The organism is Actinomycetospora chiangmaiensis DSM 45062, assembly GCF_000379625.1.
GTDB classification, from domain to species: domain Bacteria; phylum Actinomycetota; class Actinomycetes; order Mycobacteriales; family Pseudonocardiaceae; genus Actinomycetospora; species Actinomycetospora chiangmaiensis.
Genome location: NZ_KB903223.1, coordinates 20,913 through 44,470 on the forward strand (window position 1 = coordinate 20,913; position 23,558 = coordinate 44,470).

General features: G+C 77.6%; 23 protein-coding genes. 10 read left to right on the forward strand and 13 right to left on the reverse strand.

Annotated features, from left to right (window positions below; translation table 11 throughout):
• Nucleotides 1-4: 4 nt before the first annotated feature.
• Nucleotides 5-961 (reverse strand): Acg family FMN-binding oxidoreductase, encoded by a 957-nt coding sequence (locus A3CO_RS0110690; protein ID WP_018332237.1) that lies wholly within the window; start codon nucleotides 959-961, stop codon nucleotides 5-7.
• Nucleotides 958-2,376 (reverse strand): serine/threonine-protein kinase, encoded by a 1,419-nt coding sequence (locus tag A3CO_RS37465; protein ID WP_026204478.1) that lies wholly within the window; start codon nucleotides 2,374-2,376, stop codon nucleotides 958-960. Before A3CO_RS37465 ends, A3CO_RS0110690 begins: the two co-directional genes overlap by 4 nt.
• Before the next feature lie 222 nt (nucleotides 2,377-2,598).
• On the opposite strand from A3CO_RS37465, the gene A3CO_RS37470 reads away from it, so the two are divergent.
• Both A3CO_RS37470 and A3CO_RS0110705 read left to right on the forward strand, forming a co-directional pair.
• Nucleotides 2,599-2,898 (forward strand): hypothetical protein, encoded by a 300-nt coding sequence (locus tag A3CO_RS37470; RefSeq protein WP_018332238.1) that lies wholly within the window; start codon nucleotides 2,599-2,601, stop codon nucleotides 2,896-2,898.
• Nucleotides 2,899-3,437: 539 nt separating this feature from the next.
• Nucleotides 3,438-3,650 carry a hypothetical protein gene (locus A3CO_RS0110705; protein WP_157647403.1) on the forward strand — a complete coding sequence of 71 codons (213 nt, stop codon included), beginning with the start codon at nucleotides 3,438-3,440 and terminating at the stop codon, nucleotides 3,648-3,650.
• A gap of 9 nt (nucleotides 3,651-3,659) precedes the next feature.
• On the opposite strand, the gene A3CO_RS31470 is transcribed toward A3CO_RS0110705, so the two are convergent.
• The 4 genes from A3CO_RS31470 to A3CO_RS0110725 form a co-directional block, all read right to left on the reverse strand.
• Nucleotides 3,660-6,632, reverse strand: coding sequence for an FtsW/RodA/SpoVE family cell cycle protein (locus A3CO_RS31470; RefSeq protein ID WP_018332240.1), 2,973 nt, complete (start codon nucleotides 6,630-6,632; stop codon nucleotides 3,660-3,662).
• Entirely contained in the window at nucleotides 6,626-7,243 is a 618-nt protein-coding gene (locus tag A3CO_RS38675) for a hypothetical protein (protein ID WP_026204479.1), read from the reverse strand. The genes A3CO_RS31470 and A3CO_RS38675 overlap by 7 nt, the downstream gene beginning before the upstream one ends.
• Nucleotides 7,240-8,238: a rod shape-determining protein gene (locus A3CO_RS31475; protein ID WP_018332241.1), complete on the reverse strand. Its 999-nt coding sequence runs from the start codon at nucleotides 8,236-8,238 to the stop codon at nucleotides 7,240-7,242. Before A3CO_RS31475 ends, A3CO_RS38675 begins: the two co-directional genes overlap by 4 nt.
• A gap of 112 nt (nucleotides 8,239-8,350) precedes the next feature.
• On the reverse strand, nucleotides 8,351-8,905 hold the full coding sequence (locus tag A3CO_RS0110725) for a hypothetical protein (protein ID WP_018332242.1): 555 nt from the start codon (nucleotides 8,903-8,905) through the stop codon (nucleotides 8,351-8,353).
• A 238-nt stretch (nucleotides 8,906-9,143) separates the two neighbouring features.
• Here A3CO_RS0110725 and A3CO_RS0110730 point away from each other — a divergent pair, with 238 nt between their 5' ends.
• Nucleotides 9,144-9,956: a hypothetical protein gene (locus A3CO_RS0110730; protein WP_018332243.1), complete on the forward strand. Its 813-nt coding sequence runs from the start codon at nucleotides 9,144-9,146 to the stop codon at nucleotides 9,954-9,956.
• Between the two features lie 11 nt (nucleotides 9,957-9,967).
• Here the strand turns inward: A3CO_RS0110730 and A3CO_RS38020 are convergent, their stop codons facing one another.
• On the reverse strand, nucleotides 9,968-10,822 hold the full coding sequence (locus A3CO_RS38020) for a universal stress protein (RefSeq protein WP_157647405.1): 855 nt from the start codon (nucleotides 10,820-10,822) through the stop codon (nucleotides 9,968-9,970).
• A 307-nt stretch (nucleotides 10,823-11,129) separates the two neighbouring features.
• Here A3CO_RS38020 and A3CO_RS0110740 point away from each other — a divergent pair, with 307 nt between their 5' ends.
• Nucleotides 11,130-12,530, forward strand: a complete 1,401-nt coding sequence (locus tag A3CO_RS0110740; RefSeq protein ID WP_026204480.1) for an FAD-binding oxidoreductase — start codon at nucleotides 11,130-11,132, stop codon at nucleotides 12,528-12,530.
• A gap of 25 nt (nucleotides 12,531-12,555) precedes the next feature.
• Here the strand turns inward: A3CO_RS0110740 and A3CO_RS35670 are convergent, their stop codons facing one another.
• On the reverse strand, nucleotides 12,556-12,984 hold the full coding sequence (locus A3CO_RS35670) for a response regulator (RefSeq protein ID WP_018332246.1): 429 nt from the start codon (nucleotides 12,982-12,984) through the stop codon (nucleotides 12,556-12,558).
• Between the two features lie 102 nt (nucleotides 12,985-13,086).
• A complete protein-coding gene (locus tag A3CO_RS38025) occupies nucleotides 13,087-14,460 on the reverse strand; it encodes a GAF domain-containing protein (protein ID WP_026204481.1) in 1,374 nt (457 codons plus the stop codon).
• A gap of 199 nt (nucleotides 14,461-14,659) precedes the next feature.
• Here A3CO_RS38025 and A3CO_RS31490 point away from each other — a divergent pair, with 199 nt between their 5' ends.
• Nucleotides 14,660-16,324 carry a sensor histidine kinase gene (locus A3CO_RS31490; protein ID WP_169510936.1) on the forward strand — a complete coding sequence of 555 codons (1,665 nt, stop codon included), beginning with the start codon at nucleotides 14,660-14,662 and terminating at the stop codon, nucleotides 16,322-16,324.
• 18 nt (nucleotides 16,325-16,342) lie between these two features.
• Nucleotides 16,343-16,990: a response regulator gene (locus A3CO_RS0110760; protein WP_018332249.1), complete on the forward strand. Its 648-nt coding sequence runs from the start codon at nucleotides 16,343-16,345 to the stop codon at nucleotides 16,988-16,990.
• Nucleotides 16,991-17,028: 38 nt separating this feature from the next.
• On the opposite strand, the gene A3CO_RS0110765 is transcribed toward A3CO_RS0110760, so the two are convergent.
• A complete protein-coding gene (locus A3CO_RS0110765; protein WP_018332250.1) occupies nucleotides 17,029-17,337 on the reverse strand; it encodes an STAS domain-containing protein in 309 nt (102 codons plus the stop codon).
• Between the two features lie 35 nt (nucleotides 17,338-17,372).
• Entirely contained in the window at nucleotides 17,373-17,849 is a 477-nt protein-coding gene (locus tag A3CO_RS35675) for a response regulator (RefSeq protein WP_018332251.1), read from the reverse strand.
• 171 nt (nucleotides 17,850-18,020) lie between these two features.
• Here A3CO_RS35675 and A3CO_RS0110775 point away from each other — a divergent pair, with 171 nt between their 5' ends.
• The 4 genes from A3CO_RS0110775 (at nucleotide 18,021) to A3CO_RS31500 (ending at nucleotide 21,843) form a co-directional block, all read left to right on the forward strand.
• Nucleotides 18,021-18,818, forward strand: a complete 798-nt coding sequence (locus A3CO_RS0110775; protein WP_245561482.1) for a universal stress protein — start codon at nucleotides 18,021-18,023, stop codon at nucleotides 18,816-18,818.
• An 86-nt stretch (nucleotides 18,819-18,904) separates the two neighbouring features.
• A complete protein-coding gene (locus A3CO_RS0110780; RefSeq protein ID WP_018332253.1) occupies nucleotides 18,905-20,338 on the forward strand; it encodes a CHASE3 domain-containing protein in 1,434 nt (477 codons plus the stop codon).
• 470 nt (nucleotides 20,339-20,808) lie between these two features.
• Entirely contained in the window at nucleotides 20,809-21,489 is a 681-nt protein-coding gene (locus A3CO_RS0110785; protein WP_018332254.1) for a hypothetical protein, read from the forward strand.
• Nucleotides 21,490-21,612: 123 nt separating this feature from the next.
• Nucleotides 21,613-21,843 carry a hypothetical protein gene (locus A3CO_RS31500; RefSeq protein WP_018332255.1) on the forward strand — a complete coding sequence of 77 codons (231 nt, stop codon included), beginning with the start codon at nucleotides 21,613-21,615 and terminating at the stop codon, nucleotides 21,841-21,843.
• A 16-nt stretch (nucleotides 21,844-21,859) separates the two neighbouring features.
• Here the strand turns inward: A3CO_RS31500 and A3CO_RS0110795 are convergent, their stop codons facing one another.
• Both A3CO_RS0110795 and A3CO_RS0110800 read right to left on the reverse strand, forming a co-directional pair.
• Nucleotides 21,860-22,879, reverse strand: a complete 1,020-nt coding sequence (locus tag A3CO_RS0110795) for a helix-turn-helix domain-containing protein (protein WP_018332256.1) — start codon at nucleotides 22,877-22,879, stop codon at nucleotides 21,860-21,862.
• Entirely contained in the window at nucleotides 22,876-23,529 is a 654-nt protein-coding gene (locus A3CO_RS0110800; protein WP_018332257.1) for a sensor histidine kinase, read from the reverse strand. The genes A3CO_RS0110795 and A3CO_RS0110800 overlap by 4 nt, the downstream gene beginning before the upstream one ends.
• Nucleotides 23,530-23,558: the final 29 nt, after the last annotated feature.

The following is a 23,558-nucleotide window of genomic DNA, read 5'->3' on the forward strand; positions in this document are numbered from 1 at the left end:
ACGGTCAGGGCTCCTCGACGAGCACCTGCTCGAGCGGGCGCCGCGGGGTCGCGGGGATCGGTGCCGCGTGCGGCAGGGGGCGGCCGACGCGCAGCGCGACGACCGGGAGCCGGTGGGCACCGAGGGCGAGCCGCTGGAGCCGCACCCGGACGCCCGCCACCTCGAGCGCGTGGGTGAACGGCGTGACGCCGAGCCGCAACGACTCCGCCTCGAGCAGGACCGCGCCCAGCGACTCGCCGGCCCGGACCACGGACACGGGGTCGTCGGCCTGGGCGGCGAGCAGGAACACCTGCGCGGCGTCGTACTGGTCGAGGATCGCGTGCGCGGACGTCCGCAGGTCCCGGGGGTGCGGGGCCGGAGCGCCCGGGTTCCCGTCCCGGGCGCCCGCGAGCCGGTGCGTCCAGCGCTGCAGCTCGCCCGCGTACTCGTCGCGCGCGAGCTGCGCGCGGTCGGCGCGACGGGCGGCGTCCAGGACCGCGCGGCGCGCCGCCCCGATCATGAGGTGCAGCGTGCCGCCGAACGGCCGGGCGGCCTCGATGAGCAGCTCGACGTCGTCGGGGGCGACCTCCCGGCCCGAGAAGCGGCGCCGGTCGGTCCGGCGGGTCGGGATGGCGGCGGCCCAACGGCGCAGGCGCGGATCGACCGGACCGTCGGCGGCGGACACCGTCACCCGGGCCAGGGGATGGTCCTCGTCGCGGTCGGAGCCGTGGCGGACCCGGGCGCACCAGCCGGCGGCGGCGAGCGAGATGCGCAGCTGGGCCAGCGCCGCGCCGCAGCCCAGGAACAGTCCGAGGGACCGGCCGTCGGCGGCGGGCGGCCGACGGGCGTGGTCGGCCCGCAGGTCGAGGACCTCGCCGTGCAGCCGCCACCGCCAGGGCTGCGTGTTCTCCTCGGACGGGGCCAACACGGCGTCGCCCAGGGCCGTCCGCAGGGCGTCCCGCACGGCGGCGTCGGCGGTCACCGCGGGCCCTGGGTGGCCGAGCGGGTCGAAATGCGGGCCCGGGTCGACGGCCTCGTGCGGTGGCGGGAGGTGGGGGTGTGCCGGGTGGTCGGGGGCGCCTGGGTCGTCGACGTGACCGGAGGGTCCCCGCCGGTGGTCGCTCGCGCCGTCGTGGTGGGGGAGCCGGCGGGGGAGTCGACCGGTGGGTCGGTCGCCGGGTCCGGGTCCTTGTACGGCGTGACGGTCGGCGTGACGGTCCGTGCGGCGATGGGGTGCGGGGCGGAGCTCGCCCTCGGGTCCGGTGCGGAGCTCGCCCTCGGGTCCGGTGCGGTCCTCGTGGTCGCCGGCCGGGGCCGCACCGACGCGGGGGGCGTGGCCGGCGGCGACATGGCGCCGTGCTCCGGGGCCGGGATCCGCGACCCCACGACGAGGGCCGCTCGGGCCGGGCGCGGTGCGGCCGTCGTGGTGACCGGGCCCGGAGGGTCGGGCACGGCCACGACCGGGAGGATCGCCTCGACCGGCAGGGCGATCCCGGCCCCGTCGATCCCGGCCACGTCGATCCCGAGCGTGGCGATCCCGGCGGCGTCGTGGCCCGCGGCGAGGCGGGGTCCGGCGATCGCGAGGGACGCGGCGCATACGAACGAGATCACCGCGGAGGCGAGGGCCGTCCGTCGGCGGGCGGGACGGTGGAACCCGTGATCGGGCGGCGGCGGTGCACCCAACCGCCGGACGACGGCGTCGAGGTCGGGGCGGGCCGCGGGATCGCGGGCCGTCATCGCGCGGAGCGTCCGGCGCAGGTCGGGGTCGTCCCGCGACGGCCCGATCGCGGCGGTGAGCGTGCGGCCGAGGGCGTAGACGTCCGCGGCCGGCTCGGGGGGCGCACCTCGGACCGTCTCGGGGGCGGCGAAGGGGGGCACGGTCACCGCGCCCGCCCACCGCGCCAGCCACTCGCCGGTCCCGACCCCGCCGACCACCACTCCCGACGGGCCCCACGTCACCACCTGCGGGCCGAGGGCGCCGTGGGCGGTGCCCGCACGGTGCAGGGGTCGCAGCGCGACGGCCACCCGCGTGCCGATCTCCCGCACCGACTCGGCGGGCAGCGGACCGGCGCGGAGCTGGACGGTGAGCGTGTCGCCCTCCGGGCGCTGGGCGACGAGGTAGAGCGTGTCCTCGTCCCGGCCGCCGTCGAAGACCTCGCCCAGCCCCGGCCCGCGGCCGAGCCGGACGCTCGGGGGCAGGGGGAGCCGGTCGGGGTCCGGCGGCGCGCCCCGCCCGACCGCGAGCGTGAGCAGGACCGGGCGTCGCAGGACGCCGTCGCGCCCCTCGTGCACGCAGTGGGCGGCGCCCGTGGCGAGGAGGGCACCGACGGCGTAGCGACCGGCGAGCACGGTGCCGTGATCCTGTGGGCAGGCGAGGTGCACCCCGATGGTCGTCACGGTCGAGCGCTCCCTCCGGGCGTCCTGGACGGCCGAGTGTCGGCGGCTCCCATGCCGCTGATCAGGGGCGAAGGACCGCAGACGGGCAGGACCGAGGGCCCCGGGACCGGCGGGGCCCGGGTCGAGGTACCCGACGGAACGGACCGGGCGGCCCTCGGCCGGGCGGACGCGGACGACGAGGGTGAACGGGGGAGAGGGAGGGACGACACGGAGGAGAGGGCGATGGTCGACGGGGACGAGGGCCCACGGGGACGGTCGGACGCCGCCGTCGCCGTGGCGGTCGCGCGCCGGCTGGAGAACTACGTCGGGTGGCCGCGCTGGGCGGTGCACGTCGCCGGCGGCCGGGTCGTGCTCTGCGACGACGTCGACGACCCGGTGGAGCAGCACATCGCGACGCTGGTGGCCCGCGACGTCCCGGGGGTGGCGTCGGTGGACACCACCCGGCGGAGCCGGTGCCCCTGGCACGCTCCGGGCGCCGCCGTCCGGCCCCGGACCGTCGTCGTCCGCCCGGCCGACGCCTGACCGCTGCGGTACGGGACCTCCGGCCCTTCCCCCGGTACCGCCGGGAGCGGCATCGTCGTGACCGGACCGGTTCGGGTCACGGTCGGCACGGGTGAAATGTGCCGTCCCCTCGCCCCGGTCCACCCGGAGCCCCGGGAACCCACGCGGAGCACGACCGCGCGAGGTCGACGCCGACGGGTCTGCCACTTCGGCCGGACGCGGCCGCGGCGGCCGAGACCCTCCGCCCGGCGTCCGGTGCACGCCTGGCACCCCGCCCGCTCCGGTCCGGGCCGGGCGCCGCCGGTACCGTCCCCGGTCCGCCGGCGTCCGGCTCCCCGACCCGGGGCGGTGCTTCGAGGATCGGACTACTCGCGACGGGGATGGTCGGGATCGGATACGCCGCGCGGTCCCTGCGCGCCGCGACCGGGGATCCCTAGCGTCGGGGATGCCGCACGCACCCCGATCGGCGGCCCCCCTTCCCCGATCACGGGAGCACGGATGTTCCTCGAGTGGCACGGCGCGGCCCGCGCCGTGTGCGGCCGACCGGCGGCGGTGCCCGCGTGAGCTCCGACGACCCGCCGTTCCACGGCTTCGTGGCCAGTGACGACCCGACGGTCCCGCACCTGTGCGAGCGCTGCTGGTTCCCGATCCGACCCGGCGAGTCCGCCCGCCGGACCCCGGTGCACGTCTCTGGCCCGACCTTCACCGCACGGCTGGTGTGCTTCGTGCACACGGCGCCGTGCCTGCCGCAGGAGGCCGGCGAGGCGGCCTGAGGCCGGGGCTCATGATCCGCCGCCGAACGTCCGCAGGGTGTCCGCGACGGCGGCCGCGGTCCGCGAGGTCCCGACATCGGGTCGTTGTGCCCAGGCGGTGACGACGACGGACGGGGCGTCGGCGGGCGCGGCCGCGGTCATCCAGTCGTCGACCCCGCCGCCCGGCACCGAGGGGTCCTCCGCGGTCCCCGACTTGGCGGCGACCGGCACGCCGAGCCCGTCCAGGCCCCGCCCGGTCCCGCGGGTGACCATCGCGCGCATGCCGTCCCGGACCGGACCCAGGCGGTCGGCGAAGGGCAGCGCCACTGGCGGGGGGTGGGGCAGGGGTGTCGGCCCCACGCTCATCCCGACGAACGGCGTCGCGAGCGCCCCGGTCGTGACGGCGGCGGTCCACCGCGCGTCCTGGAGCGGTGTCACCTGCACCGGGCCCTGCCCGATGCCGAGGATGATCGTCGACCCCCGGTACCAGGTCCCGCCGGCGGCGGCGACGCTCTCCGGGGTCCCCAGGTAGCCGGCGCTCTCGCCGGGCAGGTCGATGCCCGTGGGGCTCCCGACGCCGAGCGCGTGCGCGGTCCCGATCATGGTCTCCGGCCCGAGGGCCACCGCGAGCTTGTAGAAGTACACGTCGTTGGACCAGGCGATCGCGTCGACCAGGTTCTGCGGCGGGAGCACCCGCCAGTTGTTGAAGACGTGCCCGGCGTCGACGTAGGACCCGCCGGTCTCGACCACCTCGTCGGCCGGGACGACCGGGTGGGTCACCGAGGCGGTCGCGTTGACGAGCTTGAAGGTCGACCCGGGCGGCACCGCGGACGCGATGGCGTGGTCCAGCAGGGGGCTCCCGGGCGCGTCCGCCGTCGCCTGCAGGGCGGCGATGTCGAGCGGCGGGCCGTAGAGGGCGTCGTCGTGGCTCGGCCAGCTCGCGAGGGCGAGGACCGCGCCGGAGCGCGGGTCGAGGGCCACCGCGGCGCCGACCGCGCCCCGGGGGCCGCCCTGCAGGGACGTGGCGACGTCGGCGACCAGACGCTGCTGCATCACGAGGTCGATGGTCAGGGTCAGGGTGGCCCCGGGGACGGCTGGCCGCGTGGACCCGGTCGCGACCGGCCGCCCCCCGGGGTCGACCCAGTAGCACTGCTCCCCGTCGACCCCGCGCAGGACGCCGTCGTAGGAGGCCTCGACCCCGGCCCGCCCCGTGACGGAGCGGGCGTCCAGATCGCCGGCGCGGGCGGTCTCGACCGGGGTCGCGGCGCCCACCCAGCCGAGCACGGGGGCGAGCACCGGGCCGGTCGGGTAGTTCCGGCGCGGCGCGGGGACGACCACGACGCCGGGGAGCGCGGCGCGCCCGATCGCCGTCCCGGTCGGACCGGGGACGACCCCGACGTCGAGATCGACCGTCGTCGCCGGAGCCGCCTCGAGCTGCCGGCGCAGCTCGGCGGGGGAGCGGCCGAGGAGACCGCGGAGCCGGTCCACGGCCTCCGGGGCCTCCATCAGCAGCGCCGGGGCCACGCGGACGTCGACGTCCCCCGCGTCGGCCGCGAGCACGGCGCCGTGCCGGTCGACGACGGTGCCCCGGGGTGCCGGGACGGTCACGCACCGGGTCATCTGGTCGGTCCCGGCCACGACGAGGGCCGGCCGGTCCGCGGCGAGGGCGCCCGCGCCGTACCCCGCGACCCCGAGGAGCACGACGGTCACGGTGACGACGGCCGTCCGGACGAGGCGTGGGCGGGTGATCGCTGCCGGCGCCCAGAGCCGCCGGTGCGCGCCGTCCCGGCGGGCCCCGAGGACCAGGCCGAGCGCGGCGAGGTGTACGACCGTGGAGGTCCCGCCGGCCGACAGGATCGGGAAGGGCACCCCCGCGACCGGCAGCACCCCGAGGTTCCCGCCGAGCGAGACGACCAGCTCGACGCCGAGCAGCACGGCGAAGCCACCGCTCAGCAGGGTCCCCGCCGAGCTGCGGGGGGCGCGGGCGCCGAGGGCACACCGCCACACGATCACCAGCCCCGCCCCGAGGGCGAGCAGCCCGGCCACCAGGCCCCAGCCCGCCACCAGCGAGGCGGGGGCGAGGTCGGTGTCCCGCTCGGGGAGGTAGGTGGCGGCGAGGGCGTGGACCGGGTCGGCGTGGTCCCCGAACCAGCCGCCCCGGGCCATCGCGAGGCGGGCCTGGCGGACGGCCCAACCGGGACCCGCCGCGGACTGCGAGCCCGACAGGTAGGTCCCGAGGCGCTCGAGCTGGTAGTCGTGCATGAGGCCGAGGGCCAGGGGAGCGGCCACCACCGCGCCCGCCACGACGGGCAGCAGGTGGCGGGCCGGGACCCGCGCGAGCACGAGCACGGCCACGGCCGTGGCCGTCAGCAGGGCCGCGGTCGACAGGTCGGGCTGGACGGCCACGAGCACGATCGGGAGCCCGGCCAGGGGCACGGCCGCCGCGAACCGCCGCCAGGAACGGGCCCCGACGCCCAGCACCGCGGCGAGGACGAGGGGCACGGCGATCTTCGCGAGTTCGGACGGCTGGATCGTCAGGGCCCCGGCGCCGAGCCAGCGACGGGCCCCGTTGACCTCCAGCCCGGCGACCAGCACGAGGAGGAGCAGGGCCACCGTCACGCCGTACGTCGCCCGGGCCAGCACCGTGGAGACCGGCCGCCGCCGGGCGGCGAGCGCGAGCATGACGGCGATCCCGACCCCGGCGGTGACGACCTTGTCCCGCGCCTGTGCCGGCTCGCCCGCGGCGACGAGGTTGAGCGCGCCGAGCGCGACGAGGACGACGGCGGCGGCGACCGCGACGAGGTCCGCGAGGACCTGCCCGCGCGGCTCGGGGCGGTCGTGGTCGCGTCGTGCCTCCCGTCGGCGCTCCTCGGCGCGGTCCGCCCGATCGGCCCGCCGGGCCGCGCGACCCGAGCGCCGCGTCGGCCGGCCGTCGTCCCCCCACGGCGGTCGGGGGTCGGGCAACGGTTCCTCCCAGTCGCCCGACCCGTCCCCGGTCAGCACGGCCCGCCGCCCACCGGTGTGGCCGCGGAGGCCGCCCGGTCCGCCCCGTCCGTCACCGCGAGCAGGGCGATCGCGGGCGAGTCCGGCAGGGGCACCGTCGTGACCCCGTAGGTCCCGGACCCGGGAGGCGTCGTCGCCCCGGGCGACGTCGTGGTGAGCCCCCGGCAGCGGTCGACGACCACGACGGTCCACGGCGTGGCCGTCGGCGCCGTGCCGTCGCGCCGGTCCACCCCGACGGCGACCGTGCACGGCCGGGCGGGCTCGCAGGGCCCGGCGAGGACCCGGAGCCGGACACCCGACACGTCGCCCGCGGCGGCCGGCGCGGGACGCGGCACCGGCGGGAGCCCACCCGTCGTCGGGACGGCCGTCGGGGCGGCGCCCGCCGCCGCCAGCCGGGCGAGATCGGTGGCGATCCGTCCGCGGAGCAGACCGAGCTCGGCGCCCACCACGACGACGACGGCCAGGAGGGCCACCAGCCAGGGCCAGGTCCGCCGCCAGCCCCGCCGCAACGAGGTCCGGACGCCGGGTCGGGTCGGGGGAGGGGGGAAGACGGGTGCCGCGAGGACGCGGTCCGGGGGGAGGGCCCGGTCGCGCGGCGGGAGGGTCGTCACCGACCGGCTCCCACCGGGAACGCCGGGACGGCCCCGTGTCGCCGGGCCAGCAGCGCGAGTCCCTCGGCCACGCAGGTCGTCGGGCGCTCGGGGACCTTGACGGGGAGGCCGAGCGTCTCCTCGAGATCGTCCCGGAGCCGCGTGGTGAGGGAGCCGCCGCCGAGCAGGAGGACGCCCTCGGCGAGCAGGTCCGGCACCGCCGCGACCGGCAGGTCGTCCAGCCCGTCGGCGAGGGCGGCCACGAGCGCCCGGCGGGTGGGCGCGATCGCGCGGGCCACCTCCGCCGCGTCGACCCCCGCGATGCGGGGGCGCCCGGTCGCGAGGTCGCGGCCCTCGGCGACGAGCCCCTCACCGTCGGGCGACGACGCGCAGCACTTGAGGCGCTCGGCCACCTCCGTCGTGACGTGCAGGCCGTGGACCTCGCGGAGGTGGGACCGCACCGCCGCCGTCATCTCGTCGCCCCCGCGGGTGCACGACCGTCGCGCCAGGACCTCCCCCCGGCACAGGACGAGGAGTTCGGCGTGGCCCGCCCCGACGTCGGCGACCGCCCGGACGCGGGCCTCCGCGACGTCCACCCCGGCCCCGGTCGCGCCGGCGAGACCGGCCGGCACGAGATCGACGCGGGCCAGGCCCGCCTCCCGGGCCGCCTCGAGCAGCGCGCGGCGTTCCAGCGGGGTCGCGCCCGCCGGCACGCCGATCGCGGCACGCGTCCGCCGGGCGGCGAACGGACCCGGGATCGCCCGGCGCACGAGCGCGGCGAGGTAGGTCCGCGCGAGGGCGAGGTCGGTGACCACCCCGCCCTGCACGGGGCGCCCGACCCGCACGCGGTCCGGGACGCGGCCGACGAGCGCCGCGGCCTCGGTGCCGAGGAGGACCCCGGACCGGCGTTCCCCGAACCCGGCGAGCAGGACGCTGGGCTGGTCGTGGAGGACCCCGTCGCGGGGATGGCAGACCACGGTGGTCGCCGTGCCCAGGTCGATGCCGATCTCCCCCATCGAGTCCCCCTCGCGTGCCGCGCTCCTCGGGTACGGACGCTAGGCCGGGAGCTCGCTCGCAGGTCAGGGTCGTTGCTCCTCGCGGGGGCTGCCCGAAGGTCCCGGGGACGGCTCACCCGCGCGGGTCGGTGCCCCGACGTCCGCGTGGTGCCGGGCGTACGGCCCCGGTCCGGCGCCGCGGAGCGGGGCCGTCGACGACCCGGTAGCGGTCCGGTGCGTCCGGCCCGACCGCGGCCACGACGTCGGCCGGGGCGTGGACGAGCTCCACCCGCAGCCCGCGGACCAGGAGACGGACGCGGGTCGCGGCGATCGCGCGGGCGAGGACGGCGTCCCGGGGGATGCGGTCGAGGTCGAGGGCCACCGTGTGGCAGGCGGGGCGCGAGGCGGCGAGCGACACCACCCGGCGCAGATCGCCGGGCGTGGCGTCGGGCGCCACCCGCACCGTCAGCCGTCCGTCCTCCTGCGTCGCGGGCACCGGGTTCACCACGCCGCGCCGCGGCCGGACGACCGGCTCGTCCAGCCACCACCGGGGGACGACCCGGGAGGCGGCGAACGCGGTCACGGGCGGATCCCGGACGACCGCCTCCGTCGGGGTGCCGACGGTCCCGTCGTCCGTCCCGGTCCGGGCGCGGACCACGGACCGGCCGGGGACGTCGCGCACCTGCATGGGGCCTCCTCGTCGCGTCGACCCCGTGTACCGAACCCGGGCCCGGTCCCGCACGGCAGGGTCGCGGGACCCGACCCGCGGGGACGGCCGACCGGGTCGAGGGTCCCGGTCGGCGGCGCCGTCGTGCGGTGCGGGGACGTTCCGCCCGCGGGTCCGCACCTCCCGCCGTCGGGCCGAACGGCACGTCGCCGGATGCCGCACGCCCCTGGTCGGCGGGCGCCCGTCGTCGGGACCGTCCGTGGCGACCCCGCCGCCGACGCGGGAGTCGGGAGGCATCGTGGTGGTCGTACGCGTGACCCGCACCCGGCCCGAGCCCTGGAGTCCGGCCGAGCTGGCGGTCCTGCTCCAGGCGGTCGAGCCGCTGAGCGGGCCCACCCCGCCCGACGGTTCGGTCGCCGTCCGGGACCGGGTCGTGGAGATCACCGCCCTGCACGACGACGAGTCGTCCCCGGCCCACGGCGCGCTGGTGGCAGCCGGTCGGTTGGCGGCCGGCCTGGAGATCGCCATGCGCAGCCTGGGCTGGGAGCCCCGGCGCGAGGTCGCCGACGACCCCGGCGTCACCCCGTTGATCACGGTCCGCGCCGCCCGGCGCCGCGCGGCGATCCCGCTGGCCCTCGCCCGGCACCGCATCGACCGTCGGCTGCGGGAGGGCACGGTGTACGGACGCGGCCGACCCGAGCTCGCCCAGGTCGTCGACGTCGCCCACGGGACGAGCACCACTCGCGCGTGGGCGGTGCTCGCGAACGGGCCCTCCCACGACGGCGCGCCCTCGTGGCGCACGCCCGGGACGCCGGTCCCCGAGGCGACCGACGTGGCGTTGCCCTGGCGGCGCGACCCCGTCCTCGCCGTCTGCACCCACGGCAACGAGGTCGCCGACCAGGTGACGGGCGGCGTGGCCGCGCACCGGGCCGTGGTGACGGCGGCGCTGCGCGGCCTGCGCGCGGACGTCCACACCGATCCGCTCCGGACGGCCGCGGCACGCGCGGCCTGGGGCCGGCGGCTCGATGCCCGCGGCGGCCACGTCCAGGCGCTCGTGCACCTGCATCCCTGAGCCGACGGGAGTCAGCGCCGCCGTCCCGGTCCGCCGGCTGCGGTGGTCGCCGGACGCGGCGCGGCGTCCGGCGGGGCGATCAGCACGGGACAGGTCGTCCGGGCCACGAGCCGGGTGCGGATCCCCGCGCGGTGGTGCCACCAGCCGTGCTCGCCGATCCCGACCACGGCGATCTCGGCGGTCTCGGCCTGTTCGGCCAGGACGAGGTCGGCCCGGCCGGACGCGACCACCACCCGGGTGCGCGGGGCGTCCGGGCCGAGGTCCGGCGGGGCGAAGGGACGCGCGTCGCGGTCCCCGGCGCGCACGACCACCAGCGGCGCGCCCCGTGTCCGCGCCCGGGCGGCGGCCAGGCGCAGGGCGGTGCGGACCGCCGGGCTCCCGTCGTCCCCGACGACGACGGGCGCGTGCCCGCCCGCCCGCTCCCGGACCCGGGCGTCGACCCGGTCCGGCACGACGACCACGGGGACCGGGACACGGCCGCACAGGGCTCGCGCGACATCTCCCAACATCAGGTCGGCCACCGGCCCGAGCCCGCCGCCGCCCAGCACCAGCAGGCTCGTGCCCCGTGCCCGCGCCCGCAGCACGGGCACCACCGGCCCCTCCACGACGTCGCCGTCCACCGTGATGTCCGGGACCACCGCGTGGGCGGTGTGGACCAGCTGTTCGATGTCGCGCTCCGCCATCGTGCGCAGGCCGGGCGCGATCACGGCGGCCAGCTCGCCCAGCGCGCACCCGTGGGGCACGTCGAGGGCGTGCACCAGGACCAGGCGGGTGCCCAGCTCGCGGGCCTCGGCCGCAGCCCAGCCGACGGCCGCCCGGCCGCGTGCTTCGGAGGCGACGCCCACTGTCACGGGCGCTCCGGTCATGTCCTGCACCTCCTCGCGCGCTCGGGTCGAGTGCACTCCGACCCTGCCGTGACCGCACGGGTCGATCGGAGCGCGCGACCGGGACCTCGGGCCCTGGGGCACGAGACACCGCGAGGTCCCGACGACGGGTCGGGAGACGGTCGAGGCCCCCGACCCGATCGCGCGGCGTCTCGTGCCCGCCTCCGCCGAGCACGGCGAGCGGACCGTCGGCCCGGGTGCGGGCGGGACCAACGGCCCTGCTCGCCCCGGGCCGACGGGGCCACCGTGGCCGGCTCCCAGACGTGACGTCCAGACGGAGGCGGGGCCGATGAGCACCATGGTGGGCAGGAACTTCGAAGCATTGCGGGCCGTGCTGACCGGACCCCTCGTCGAACCGTCGGACCTCGTGTACGACGAGCTCCGCGGTCTCTGGAACGGCGACGTCGACGGCCGGCCCGCCGCCATCGCCCGGTGCGCGACGCGCGACGACGTCGCGGCGGCGATCGCCCACGCCCGCGCGGAGCGCCTCCCGATCGCCGTCCGGGGCGGCGGGCACGGCTACAGCGGACTGGCGACCGTCGACGGCGGACTGGTGATCGACCTCCGGGACCTGCGCAGCGTCATCGTCGACACCGAGGCCCGCACCGCCGCGGTCGGCGGGGGAGCGACGATGGCCGACCTCGACGCCGCCACGGCGACGTACGGGCTCGCCGTGCCGGGCGGGGTCATCAGCCACACCGGGGTCGGCGGGTTGACGCTCGGCGGCGGGATGGGCTGGCTGACCGCCGCCTTCGGGCTGGCGCTGGACAACGTCGTGGCCGCGGAGGTGGTCCTGGCCGACGGACGCGTGGTGGTCACGGACGCCACGACCGAGCCCGACCTGTTCTGGGCGATCCGCGGCGGCGGCGGCAACTTCGGCGTGGTCACCGAGTTCACCTTCGCGCTGCACCCGATCCCGCCCGAGCTGCAGCTGGGGCTGTTCTTCTGGGGCGTCGACGACGGCGAGGCGGCCCTGCGGCACTGCCGCGACGTCGTCGCCGGGCTCCCGGACGACGCCGGGGTGCTGATCGCCGCCGGACTGTGCGCCCCGCCGGCGCCCTTCGTCCCGGAGCGTCACCACCTCGCGCTCGGACACGCCCTGCTCGTCGTCGGGCTCGGGACCGCCGAGGAGCACGCGGCGACGGTGGCCCCGGTGCGGGAGGGGCCGCCGCCGCTGTGGGAGTTCGTGACGCCGATCCCGTACCCGGCCCTGCAGCAGATGCTCGACGACTCGGCGCCCTGGGGCATCCGTGCCTACGAGAAGGCCGCCGACCTCCCGGAGCTCACCGACGGCGCCATCGAGGTGATCGCGGAGGCCGCCCGCAAGAAGTCCTCCCCGATGTCGTTCCTCCCGATCTTCCCGTTGCACGGGGCGTACTGCCGCCCCGAGCCCGGGTCGACGGCCTTCGGCGGCTCCCGCCGACCGCACCTCGTCTGCAACATCAACGCTGTCGCGCCGACGGCCGAACTGCTCGCGGCCGAGCGTGCGTGGGCCCGGCGGGTCTGGCACCAGCTCATGCGCTGGTCGGGCAACGCCGGCAGCTACCTCAACTTCCAGACCGAGATCGACGAGGAGCGGGTCCGGGCCGCCTACGGGGCGGACACCTACGAGCGGCTGGCCCGCATCAAGCGTCGGTACGACCCGGACAACGTCTTCCGTCGCAACCACAACATCCGGCCGGCGCCCTGAACCCGGCCCGGTGACGCGGGCCCGCCTACCGGTGCCGACGGGGCACCGGGGTGGCGTGCCGTTGCAGGGCCGCCACCAGCGGCCGGGCGCGGACGTCCTTCGTGACCACCTCGAGGGCGCCGCAGCGCAGCGCGAGGTCGGCCTCCTCCCGGGTGATGGCCCCGGAGTGGATGACGACCCCGACCTCCGGGGCCTCGCGGTGCAGCACCGCCGCGAGGTCGATCCCACGACCGTCCGGGAGCCGGTTGTCCACCACGGCGAGGGCCGGTCGCTCGGCGAGCACCGCGCGGTAGCCGTCCAGGTACGTCGCCGCGCTCGCGACGACGTCGAAACCCGCCGTCTCCAACAGCATCGTCAGGTGCTCACGCACGCGGACGTGGTCCTCGACGAGCACGATGCGCGGGCGCGTCCGACGGGCGGGCGGGGAACCGATCGGCGACGCAGCGGTGGGCACGCGGTGATCGTGCCGCTCCGGACCGTCACGACGGGCGGGACCTCCGGTCCCTGCGCACCCGCCGAAGGTCCCGTGATGGGCCGCTCTCCCGACGTGTCGGGCCTACCGGCCCCGACCCGCCATCTCGTCGGGGGCGGGCGCCGCCCACACGGTGCGGCGCAGCCCCCGCACCAGGTCGTCGAGCTCGTCGATCTGGTCGAGCACCCGGGCCCGCACCGCACCGTCCGCGGCCGCCGCGGCCCCGGCGAGGGCCGACCCGACCCGCAGGAGACGCTGCAGTACCTGGGCGTTGAGGTCGGCCACGAGCGCCTCGCGGTCCTCGACCCGACGGAGCGCCTCGCGGTCGGCGCGGCTGCGGGCCAGGGCGAGGGTCGCGGACGCCTGCGCGGCGAGGCCCTCGACCATCTCGACGTCCGCCTCCCCGAAGGCGGGGTGCTCGCGATCGCGCACCAGCACGAGGACGGCGCGCGTGCCGTCCCCGGCGACGCCGTCGGCGAGGCGCATGGCGAGGGCGCTGCCGACCTGCGGGGCGACGGCGCGCAGCACGGTGCCGCGTTCGTCGTCCTCGCCGACCCTCGCCACGACGATCGGGCCGTCGCCGTCGAGGGCGGCCCGGGTCACCGTGCCGTCGTCCTCGAGGCTCCGGCCCTCGAGCGGCGCGAGGTCGCCCGTCGCGCAGGGGATGTCGATGCGGTCGGACTCGGCCGCGGTCTCGCTGGTCACCGCGGCGCCCTGCGCGTCGGCGAGGTGGAGGGCCTCCTCGAGCAGGTGCCGCAGACCGTCGGCGGTGTCGAGCGAACCGGCCAGCAGCCGGCGCCCGAGCTCGGCCGACGCGGTCTGCCACCGGGCCCGCCGTCGTGCGTCCTCCAGCAGGAGTGCGTTCTCCACCGCGACGCCCGCCGCGGCCGCGAGGGCGGTGACGAGTTCCTCGTCGTCCCGGCCGAACTCCGGGGCCTCCTCCTTGTCGGTGAGGTAGAGGACGCCGTAGACGGTGCCGCCCACCTGCAGGGGCGCCCCGAGGAACGAGTGCGGCGAGGCACCGTCGGGCGTGGGCCCGAGCGACGACGGGTGCTCGGCGAGGTCCCGCAGCCGCAGCGGCCGCGGGTCGTCGAACAGCGTCGCCAGGACGCCGTCACCGCGCAGCAGGTCCCCGGACGTGGCGACGTCCGTCGCGGGGACGCCGCTGCGCACGAACGTGACCACCCGACCGTCGCGGACGACGCCGAGGGCGGCGAAGCGCGCGCCCACCAGGGCCCGGGCGCTGTCCACGAGGCGCTGCACCAGCTCGTCGAGCTCGAGCCGCTCGGCCACGTACTGCGTCGCGGCGAGCAGGCTGCGCAACCGTCCCTGGACGGACTTGAGTTCGCCGGCCCGGGCGATGACCTGGTCGAGGAGGTCGTCGAGCTCCAGCCGGACCGCCCCCGGGAACACCAGACCGGACGACAGCCGTGGACTCCCCACGTGCTCGCTGGACATCGGACGAACCTCCCGCTGCCATAGTGGTGGCCACGACGGACCTGTCAACCGGGCGGCCCCCGTGCTGCGGTACACGCCCGGATCGAGGGACCTTCGTCCCTGGTCCGGGGGCCCCGCCACCCCGAAGATGGAGGACTTCGGGTGTCGTCGCACCTGTCTCGAACCGTTCCGTGGGGGGACCGTCATCATCGAAGGGACCGTGGAGCGCCCGGTGCACCCGCAGGGCGTCGCGCGACGGGCCGACGACCTGCTGCGGTCGGTGGTCGCGGTGGCCGACGGGCTCGACCTGGAGGAGACGCTCGTCCGCGTCGTGCGCGAGGCGATCGAGCTGGTCGACGCCCGCTACGGGGCCCTGGCGCTGCTCGACGACGCCGGGACCGCCCTGGCCCGGTTCGTCACCGCCGGGATCGACGAGACGACCAGGTCGGGCCTCGGGTCGCCGCCGCGCGGGCACGGCCTCCTCGGCGAGCTGATCCGTCACCCCGTGCCGCTGCGGCTGGACGACCTGCGCGACCACCCCGCGTCGGTCGGTGTGCCGGCCGGTCATCCGCCCATGCGCTCGTTCCTCGGGGTGCCGGTGCGCGTGCGGGAACGGGTGGTGGGCAACCTCTACCTCACCGACAAGCGGGGCGGTCCCTTCACCGTCGACGACGAGGACGCCACCGGCGCGCTCGCGGCCGTGGCCGGGGTCGCGGTGGAGAACGCCCGGCTGCACGACCGGACCCGGCGGCTGGCCGCCGAGGCGATGCGGCGCCAGCAGTGGGTCGAGGCCGCGGGGGAGATCACCACGCACCTGCTCGCGGGCGCCGACCCGGGCGAGGCGCTGGCCCTGGTGGCACAGCGGGCCGCCGAGCTGACCGGCGCCGCGGGCGCCCTGATCACGACGCCGCCCCAGGCGACCGCCGACCACGACACCCCACCGCCGGTCCGGGTCACGGTCTGCGTGGGCCTCGAGGACCGTCACCCGCCCGGGAGCCGTGTCGCGATCGCGGGCACGGTGCTCGACGCGGTCGCGCGGACGCGCGCACCGCACGTCGTCGCGGACCTCCGGCTGCTCCCCGACGGCGAGGGTCTCGGTCCGGGCCTCGCGGTCCCGTTGCGCAGCGGGGAGGACCTGAGCGGTGTCCTCGTCGTGGCCGGGGTGGACGGCTGGTCGGGGACCGCGGACGACGACGGGCTCGCCGTCGTGGCGTCGTTCGCCGACCAGGCCGCGCTCGTGCTCCGGCTCGCGGAGTCCCAGCGGGCGCGGCGTCAGCTCGACGTCGTGACCGACCGGGAGCGGATCGCCGCCGATCTCCACGACCACGTGCTGCAGCGGCTGTTCGCCCTCGGCCTGGGCCTGCAGGCCGCGCACGCCCGGTTGCCCGCGTCGGACGGCGCACGGCGGGTGGACGAGGCGGTGGACCAGATCGACGGCATCATCCGTGACATCCGCACGTCCATCTTCGACCTGCACACCGCGGGGGAGCACGACCTCGGGGTGCGGGTCCGGGGGGTCGTCGCCGAGATGACCGCGCAGTCGGGCATCGAGCCGGTGGTGCGGCTCTCCGGTGCGGTCGCCACGGTGCCGGAGGACCTCGCGGTCGCCGTCGAGGCCGTGGTCCGGGAGGCGGTCAGCAACGTGGTCCGCCACGCCGCCGCGTCGACGGTGACGGTCACCGTCGCCGCGGACTCGCAGCTGGTCGTCGACGTGAGCGACGACGGGGTCGGCATCCCCGACGCCGTCGCCCGCAGTGGTCTCGCCAACCTCGCGGCCCGGGCCCGCGCCGCCGGCGGTGACGCGCGGGTCGGACGCCGCACGGTCGGTCCCGGGACCCGCATGACGTGGTGGGTCCCGCTCGACCCCACACCCACCGAATCCTGAGAGAAGAGGACGAGACCGATGACGACGGTGTTCCTGGTCGACGACCACGAGGTGGTGCGGCGGGGGGTGGCCGACCTGCTGGGCGCCCACGAGGATCTCACCGTGATCGGCGACGCCGGCAGCGTCGCCGAGGCGCTCGCCCGCATCCCGGCGCTCGCCCCCGACGTCGCCGTGCTGGACGTGCGCCTGCCCGACGGCAGCGGCGTGGAGCTCTGCCGCGAGCTGCGCTCGCGGATGCCGGCGCTGCGCTGCCTGATGCTCACCTCCTACACCGACGAGCAGGCCATGTTCGACGCCGTCCTCGCGGGCGCCGGCGGCTTCGTCATCAAGGACGTCCGCGGGAACGACATCGTCAACGCGGTGCGTGAGGTCGGCGCCGGGCGCTCCCTGCTCGACGGTCGCGCGGCGACCGCGCTGATGAGCCGGCTCCGGGACCGTTCGGAGGCGGTCGACCCGCTGGCGGAGCTGACCGAGAAGGAACGCGACGTCCTCGGCTACATCGGCGAGGGGCTCACCAACCGCGAGATCGGGCAGCGCATGTTCCTCGCCGAGAAGACGGTGAAGAACTACGTGTCGGCGCTGCTGGCGAAGCTCGGCATGCAGCGCCGGGTCCAGGCGGCCGTCCTCGCGAACCAGGTCAAGGGGCAGTCCGCCCCCCGGGGCTGACCGGCGTCGGCGGGTCGGGACCTCCGGCGCCGGGCGCATCAGGCCGCGGCGACCCCCGCCGACGTCGACACGGTCGCGCGGACCCCGGCGACGTCGAGCCCGACGATGCTGACCATGCCGCGGCGCGGCGCCAACCGGTCCTGCGCCGCGGTCAGGGCGCGGAGCACCTGCTCGTCGACGCCGACGGCTTCCCGGGCGTCGACCCGCACGTGGCGGACCCCCGCACCCAGCAGGTCGTCGAGGTGTTCGCGGACCCGCGCGCCGACGTCGGCGGGCAGCGCGCCCCGCAGCAGGAGCACACCCTCGCCGGCCTCGACCATCGATCCGATGAAGCCCGTGCCGTCCATCGATGCCTCCCCTCGACCTCGTCGTGACATGAACGTCATCCTTCGGCCGCGCCGACCCCGTCGACAGGGTCGTTGGTCCCCATCTCCCGGGGACCCGCGAGGCGCCGGGAGCACGGTCGGCACACCCGCACCGCGGCGTCGAGCGCCTGCAGCAGCTCGCTGCCGCGCAGCGACTTCGGGACCACGGCCCGCACCCCTGCGGCGCGCGCCCGCTCGGTCTCCTCCGCGGTCACCACCCCGCAGTGGACGATGAGGGCGGTCTCCGGGATCTCTCGCGCGAGCACCTCGCAGAGCTCCACCCCGCGCCCGTCCGGGAGGCGGTTGTCGATCACGGCGATCTCGGGTCGCGTCCGGCGGACCGCGTCGTAGCCGGACGCGACGCCGACGGCGGTCGCCACGACGTCGAGCCCGGCCGCGCCCACCAGGTCGAGCAGGTGCTCCCGCACCGCGGGGTGGTCCCCGACGATGACCACCCGCACCGGCCGCCCCGTCGCGGTCGTCTCCACGGGCATCGGGCCCTCCTTCCGCCCGTCCCGACGATCGTCGGGACGGCGACGGGGAACGAGGGCCGAGCGGCGGGCGATCGCGCGACCTTGGTCCCGACGACGGGTCCGGCTCGCCCCGGGTCGGGACCTCCGGCCCTGGTGTGCGGCCCGGGCCGCCCGGAAGGGTCACCCGGCGTGATGCAGGTCGTCGCCCTCCGTGGCCCGTCGGATCCCCACGCCCTCGACCGGGTCGGCCGCGTGCGGTCGGTGGGGGTCCGGGTGTACGCGCCGGCCCACCTCCCGCGGGAGGCGGTCCTGCGCTGGGCCGCCCGCCACGCGCACCACGCGGGCGCCGACCTGCAGGTCCTCGTCGACGAGCCCCCACAGCCCGACCGGTCGGTCCGGAGCACGCTGGGACTGCTCCTCGAGACCACCTGGGACCTCGGGACACGGGCGTTCGAGCTCCTCCCGCTGCCGTCGCTGCGCGGGCTGGCGGTGCGGCTGGCCGGCGCCGCCGCCGGGGTGCGTCTGCTGGTCGTGCCCGCGACGCTGCCGGACCTGGAGCAGGTGGTCGCCGCCGCCCCGGAGCCGGTCGTCGTCGTGCCGGACCGGCCGCTCGCCCGCGGGCACGCCCCCGTCGTCCTGGGCCTCGGTCCCGGCACCGGACAGGCGGCGGTGTCCCTGGCGTTCGACGTCGCGGCGGACGCCGGCGCACCGCTGTGCGTCGTGCGGGCCGGGGACGACCGCGCGCACCAGGACTGCCGGGACGACCTCGCCGCGTGGCGGCTGGTCCGACCCGAGGTGGCGGTCGACGTCGACGTCCTGGACGCCGATCCCGTGACCGCCCTGCGGGAGCGGGCGCGCGGAGCGGCGCTGCTCGTCGTCGGGCGCACGTCCCGGCGGCCGTGGCGCGGCTGGCTCACGCCCTCGCCCACGGTCGCGCTGCTGCGCGACCCGCCGTGTCCGGTCGCCGTCGTGCCGGACCGCTCCTGGTGAGGTCGACCGGCCCAGGGCCGAAGGTCCCGGATCGTGCCGCCCGGCCGTCCCTGTCGGCGGGGACCAGCGGCGACCACGGTGGACCGGTGACCCTCCGTACCACCGTCCGGGTGCTGGTCCTGATCCCTGTGACGCTGATCGTGCTGGTCGCGGCGGCCGGTGCGCTGGCCCGGATGACGGTCCGGGACGCCGTCGGGGACATGACCACCCGGGTCGAACCGGCGCGGTCCGCGGCGCAGGAACTGGGCACGGCGCTCGTCGACCAGGAGACCGGCGCACGCGGGTTCGTCCTCACCGGCGACCCGCGGTTCCTGCAGCCCTACGACGACGGCACGGTGCGGGCCGCCGCGGCCGAGGCCCTGCTGGGCGGTCTGCTCGCCTCCGATCCCGCGGGGCGTGACGCGCTCACCCGGGTGGGCGACGCGGCGGCACGGTGGCGTGCGGAGGTGGCGGAGCCGCAGATCGCGGCCCGTCGCGCGGCCGCCGTCACCCCCGCCGTGACCGGGGCCGAGGCGCTCGTCGGCAAGGAGCTCTTCGACACCGTGCGGTCGACCGTGGCGACGCTGCAGGGACATCTCGCGACGCGGGAGACCGCGTCGATCGCCGTGGTCGCGGCCGCGCAGTCCCGCGCCGACCTGACCGCCGTCCTCGTCGCCGTGGTGGCCCTGCTCGTCGCCGCGGTCGCCCCCTGGGTCGTCCGGGCGCGCCTGACCCGGCCACTGGACCGGCTGGCCGACCAGACGCGCGCGGTGGCCGACGGGGCGGACCACCTGCCCATCAAGGTGAGCGGCCCCTGGGAGATCGAGACGATCGCCGCGGACGTCGACACGATGCGGACCGCGATGCTCGGGCGCCGGGAGCGGGTGGTGTCGGCCGAGCTGGAGCTCGCGATGCGCGACGCCCGCGACCGGTTGGCCGCCGAGGTCCACGACAACACCGTGCAGCGGCTGTTCGCGCTCGGCCTCGCCCTCGACGCCGTCGCGGCCTCCGAGCCCCGGGTCCGGGAACGCCTCGACCCGCTGGTCGACGAGCTCGACGAGGCCATGCGGGAACTGCGGGCGCTCATCTTCGGGCTGGTCCGCACCTCGGTCACCGCGGCCACGCTGCGGGAGCAGGTCTTCGACCTGACCCGGGACAGCGCCCGGGCGCTCGGGTTCACCCCGACGCTCGAGGTGCGCGGCGACCTGGCCGGCGCGCTCGACGACGAGGCCGCGGTCGACCTGCTCACCGTGCTGCGCGAGTCGCTGTCGAACGTCGCCCGGCACGCGCGGGCGCGCACGGCGGCGGTGGCGCTGGTCGCCGACGACGAGCACGTGTCGCTGCGGGTGTCCGACGACGGCATCGGGATGGGCCTGCCCGCGACCGGGGACGGGCGGCCCCGCGGCCAGGGCCTCCCGAGCATGGCCGACCGGGCGAAGCGCCGCGGCGGCCACGCCTCGGTGCACTCCGGCGAGGCGATCGGCACGGTGGTGGAGTGGGTCGTCCCGCGCCACGACCGGGATGCCGTCGTGCCTCCATGACCGCCGTGCGCCGACCGCCGACCGCCGTGCACGGCGCCGGGGCGAGCCCGCCCGCCGACTCCGCGCCGAGCCGACGAACGGGCCGCCACCCACCGGACACGCCCCCGGCGGAGGACGGCCCGGCCGGCCGGGAGGACCCGACCGGGCCGTCCGGCCCCGGAGGACACCCCCCGGTGCGGCGAGCCGCCTGGCGACCGCGCCGCACGGAGGGAGCGGCGGGCCCTCGTGGGGGGTTCGGGGGCCCGCCGCGTCGAAGGACACCACCCGGTTCCCGTGTCCGGACAGGGCCGGCGGTCCCGAGGTGCCCGGGCCGGGTGGTCCGTGGTGGCAGGCGGCTCGGACCTGCCGTCGCGCCTCCGGCCACCGCGGCGGGGCCGACCGGTGCCCGGTCGGCCGGGCCCGGGGCGTTCGGCCCTGCCGCCCGGTGGTGTCGGTCGGCGACGGTCGTGCACCCGTCGTCAGGAGGTCCCATGAGCACGTCGTCCGCGCCCCTCGTCGTCCTCGTCGACGACCGTCCGGCCACCCGCGGCGCCGCGGCGTGGGCGGCTCGCGAGGCCGCGCTGCGCCGGACGTCGGTCCGGCTCGTCACGTCGGACCCGGTCGTCCCGGAGCGGGAGCTGCGGGACATCGCTCGCGGGGGTCCGACCCTCGTCGTCGGGTGCGGGCCGTCGGACGTCCCGGAGCTCGGGCCGCTCCTGGCGGCCGCGGCGGGTCCCGTCGTCGTCGTGCCGTCCACCTGCGATCCACGCCGGCACGGCGGCGAGGTGGTGGTCGCCGTCGACCCGGCCGGCGACGACGACGTGCGGCGGCGCACGCTGGCCGTCGGGGCCGCGACGGCCTCCCGGTGGGGGCGCCCGCTCCTGGTCGCGGTGGTCGGCCCGGCGGCGCACCCGGACGCCGCGACGGCGCGGCGGGCGTTCGACGCCTGCGCGACCGAGGCCGGACCGCACGTCGCCGTGCACGAGGTGTTCGGGCACGGCGACCCGACCGTCGCGCTCGTCGCGCTGGTGGGCCCGTGCACCGGGCTGCTCGTGCTCGGCGGGCTCGGTCGGACCGGTCGCGCGGTCGTCGAGCGCGCCCGGTGCCCGGTGGCCGTCGTCCCGCCGAGCGCCCGGGTGACCGCACCCGAGGGTGTCCGCCGATCCGGGTGACCGGGCGGTGACGCTGCGGACGGGGGCCGAAGGTCCCGGGCCGGACGGGCCCTGTGTCGGTGGGCACCGCGGCCACCCGGCGATTCGATGGCGACGCCTCGTCCTCGAGCCCCGTGGAGCGCCATGTCGTCCCCGATGTCGTCCCCGACGTCGTCGTACCGCCCCATCCCCCCGACCTGGGTCGGGCTCGAGCCCGCCCAGGCCGACGGTCGTGCCTGCGTGATCTGCGGCCACAGCTACGTCGTCGGCTACGAGTACCCGCCCGTCCCGGTCGGACGGGCGCACGCCACCGGCGCCACGGTGATGGCCTGCGCGTCCACGTGCACTCCCGCCGCCCGGGCCCGGGTCGCGTAGCGCGCACGGGCCGGGGTCACCGTGCGAGTGTGCGGTGCGGGCTCTCGCCGAAGCGTCGCAGGTACGCCGCGGTGAAACGGTCGACCCGGACGAATCCCCAGCGGACCGCGACGGCCGCCACCGTCACCGACCCGGCGGCGGCCGCGCCGAGGTCCCGCCGGGCGCCCTCCAGACGGGCGATCCATCGCTCGCGGACGCTGCTCGTCCCGCGTCGCCGGAGGGCGACCTCGAGCTCGTGCGGGTCGGCCCCGACGGCGTCGGCCGCCGCGCACGGGTCGACCGGCACGGCGGCGTGGGCGCGCAGGTGGTCGACGGCCCCGCGCAGCACCGGCGCCGCGATCCGGCCCCGGACGACCCGCACCTCGGGCTCCTGCGCCGCCGCGAGCGCCGTGTTGGGGAAGGTGCGCAGGGCGGCGCGTCCGAGGGTGGCGACGGCGCCCGCGACGGCGAGCGCGTTGGTCGCCACCTCCCGGTTCCCGAGGACCTCGTCGCACACGTGCGCGACGAGCCGGCTCCAGCGCCGACCGACCGTGGGGTCCACCGGCTCCAGCCCGGTGAAGCGCAGGCTGTCCGGGGCGGTGCCACACACCGCCGCGTGCCGTGCGGTCTCCGACAGCCCGAGGACGACGGTCTCGATCTCGACCGCCGCGTCACCCGCCGCCATGACGCCGAGCGAGCGTCCCGACGGCGGGACCAGCACCACGTCGCCCGGGGCGCCGAGGACCGCGTCGAACCCGGCGTCGCTCCCGCGGAAGCCCAGGTGACCGGTCCGGATCCGGTTGATGATGAGCCGGTCGTCCACGGGGGCGAGGTCGAACCGCAGGGTCGCGCTCGAGACGATGCGGTTCACGGCGACGCCGCCCGACCGCACGCCGGCGGCGCTGCGCGAGCGGTGGCTGAACCGGAAGCGGCCCTGCCCGCCCGCCAGCCGCATCCGCTGGTCGACGTAGACCGCGCGGATGAAGTCCTCGGCCACTGCGGCGTCGGTGGTGTCGAAGCCCGTGACGGTCGGGTCCGTCCCGTCGAGGCCGGTCACGACGTCGCACCGTCCGGGGCGAGCGGGACGGTCCAGCGCACGATCGTGCCGGTCGGCGAGGCCCGCAGCACGTCGAAGGTGCCCCCCAACACCCGCGCCCGGGCCGCCATCGTGCTGAGTCCCAGTCCGGCGGGGGGCACCTCGGGGAGACCGTCGCCGTCGTCGTGCACCTCGAGGCGGAGCTCGTCGCCGACCTCGATCGTCACCCGCAGCGCGCGGGCGCGGGCGTGCCGTGCGGCGTTGCCGACCGCCTCGAGCACCACGGCGCGCAGGTGTCGGGCGGTCGAGGCGTCGAGGCGGGTGAGGTCGCCGTGGACGTCGAAGGAGCTGGCCAGACGGTGCGGGTCCGCCGCACGCACGGTCACGGCCCGGAGATGGGTGCCCAGGTCGATCCCGTCGTCGCGGTCCGCCAGCCGGTCCAGGACGGCGGCACGGGTGTCCCGCAGGATGTCGTCGACGTCGTCGATGAGCTGCATCGCGCGGCGTCGGGCGTCCCCGCGCAGGTCCGAGGCGAGGCCGGCGAGGCCGTAGCCCACGAGCGAGATCCGGGGCACCACGACGTCGTGGAGGTCGGCGATCGCCTGCCAGCCGGTCAGGGACGGGCCGGACGGCTGCGCTGGGTCCCTCCGGCGCTCCGCTGGGTCGTCCACGCGGCCCTCCCGTCTCGCGCACCGGGCCT

Coding starts and splice junctions, on each gene's coding strand:
- A3CO_RS37470 (WP_018332238.1), top strand. CDS start 2,599: ATGGTCGACGGGGACGAGGGCCCACGGGGACGGTCGGACGCCGCCGTC.
- A3CO_RS31475 (WP_018332241.1), bottom strand. CDS start 8,238: ATGGGGGAGATCGGCATCGACCTGGGCACGGCGACCACCGTGGTCTGC.
- A3CO_RS0110725 (WP_018332242.1), bottom strand. CDS start 8,905: ATGCAGGTGCGCGACGTCCCCGGCCGGTCCGTGGTCCGCGCCCGGACC.
- A3CO_RS38020 (WP_157647405.1), bottom strand. CDS start 10,822: ATGACCGGAGCGCCCGTGACAGTGGGCGTCGCCTCCGAAGCACGCGGC.
- A3CO_RS0110740 (WP_026204480.1), top strand. CDS start 11,130: ATGAGCACCATGGTGGGCAGGAACTTCGAAGCATTGCGGGCCGTGCTG.
- A3CO_RS38025 (WP_026204481.1), bottom strand. CDS start 14,460: ATGTCCAGCGAGCACGTGGGGAGTCCACGGCTGTCGTCCGGTCTGGTG.
- A3CO_RS0110760 (WP_018332249.1), top strand. CDS start 16,343: ATGACGACGGTGTTCCTGGTCGACGACCACGAGGTGGTGCGGCGGGGG.
- A3CO_RS0110765 (WP_018332250.1), bottom strand. CDS start 17,337: ATGGACGGCACGGGCTTCATCGGATCGATGGTCGAGGCCGGCGAGGGT.
- A3CO_RS35675 (WP_018332251.1), bottom strand. CDS start 17,849: ATGCCCGTGGAGACGACCGCGACGGGGCGGCCGGTGCGGGTGGTCATC.
- A3CO_RS0110775 (WP_245561482.1), top strand. CDS start 18,021: ATGCAGGTCGTCGCCCTCCGTGGCCCGTCGGATCCCCACGCCCTCGAC.
- A3CO_RS0110785 (WP_018332254.1), top strand. CDS start 20,809: ATGAGCACGTCGTCCGCGCCCCTCGTCGTCCTCGTCGACGACCGTCCG.
- A3CO_RS31500 (WP_018332255.1), top strand. CDS start 21,613: ATGTCGTCCCCGATGTCGTCCCCGACGTCGTCGTACCGCCCCATCCCC.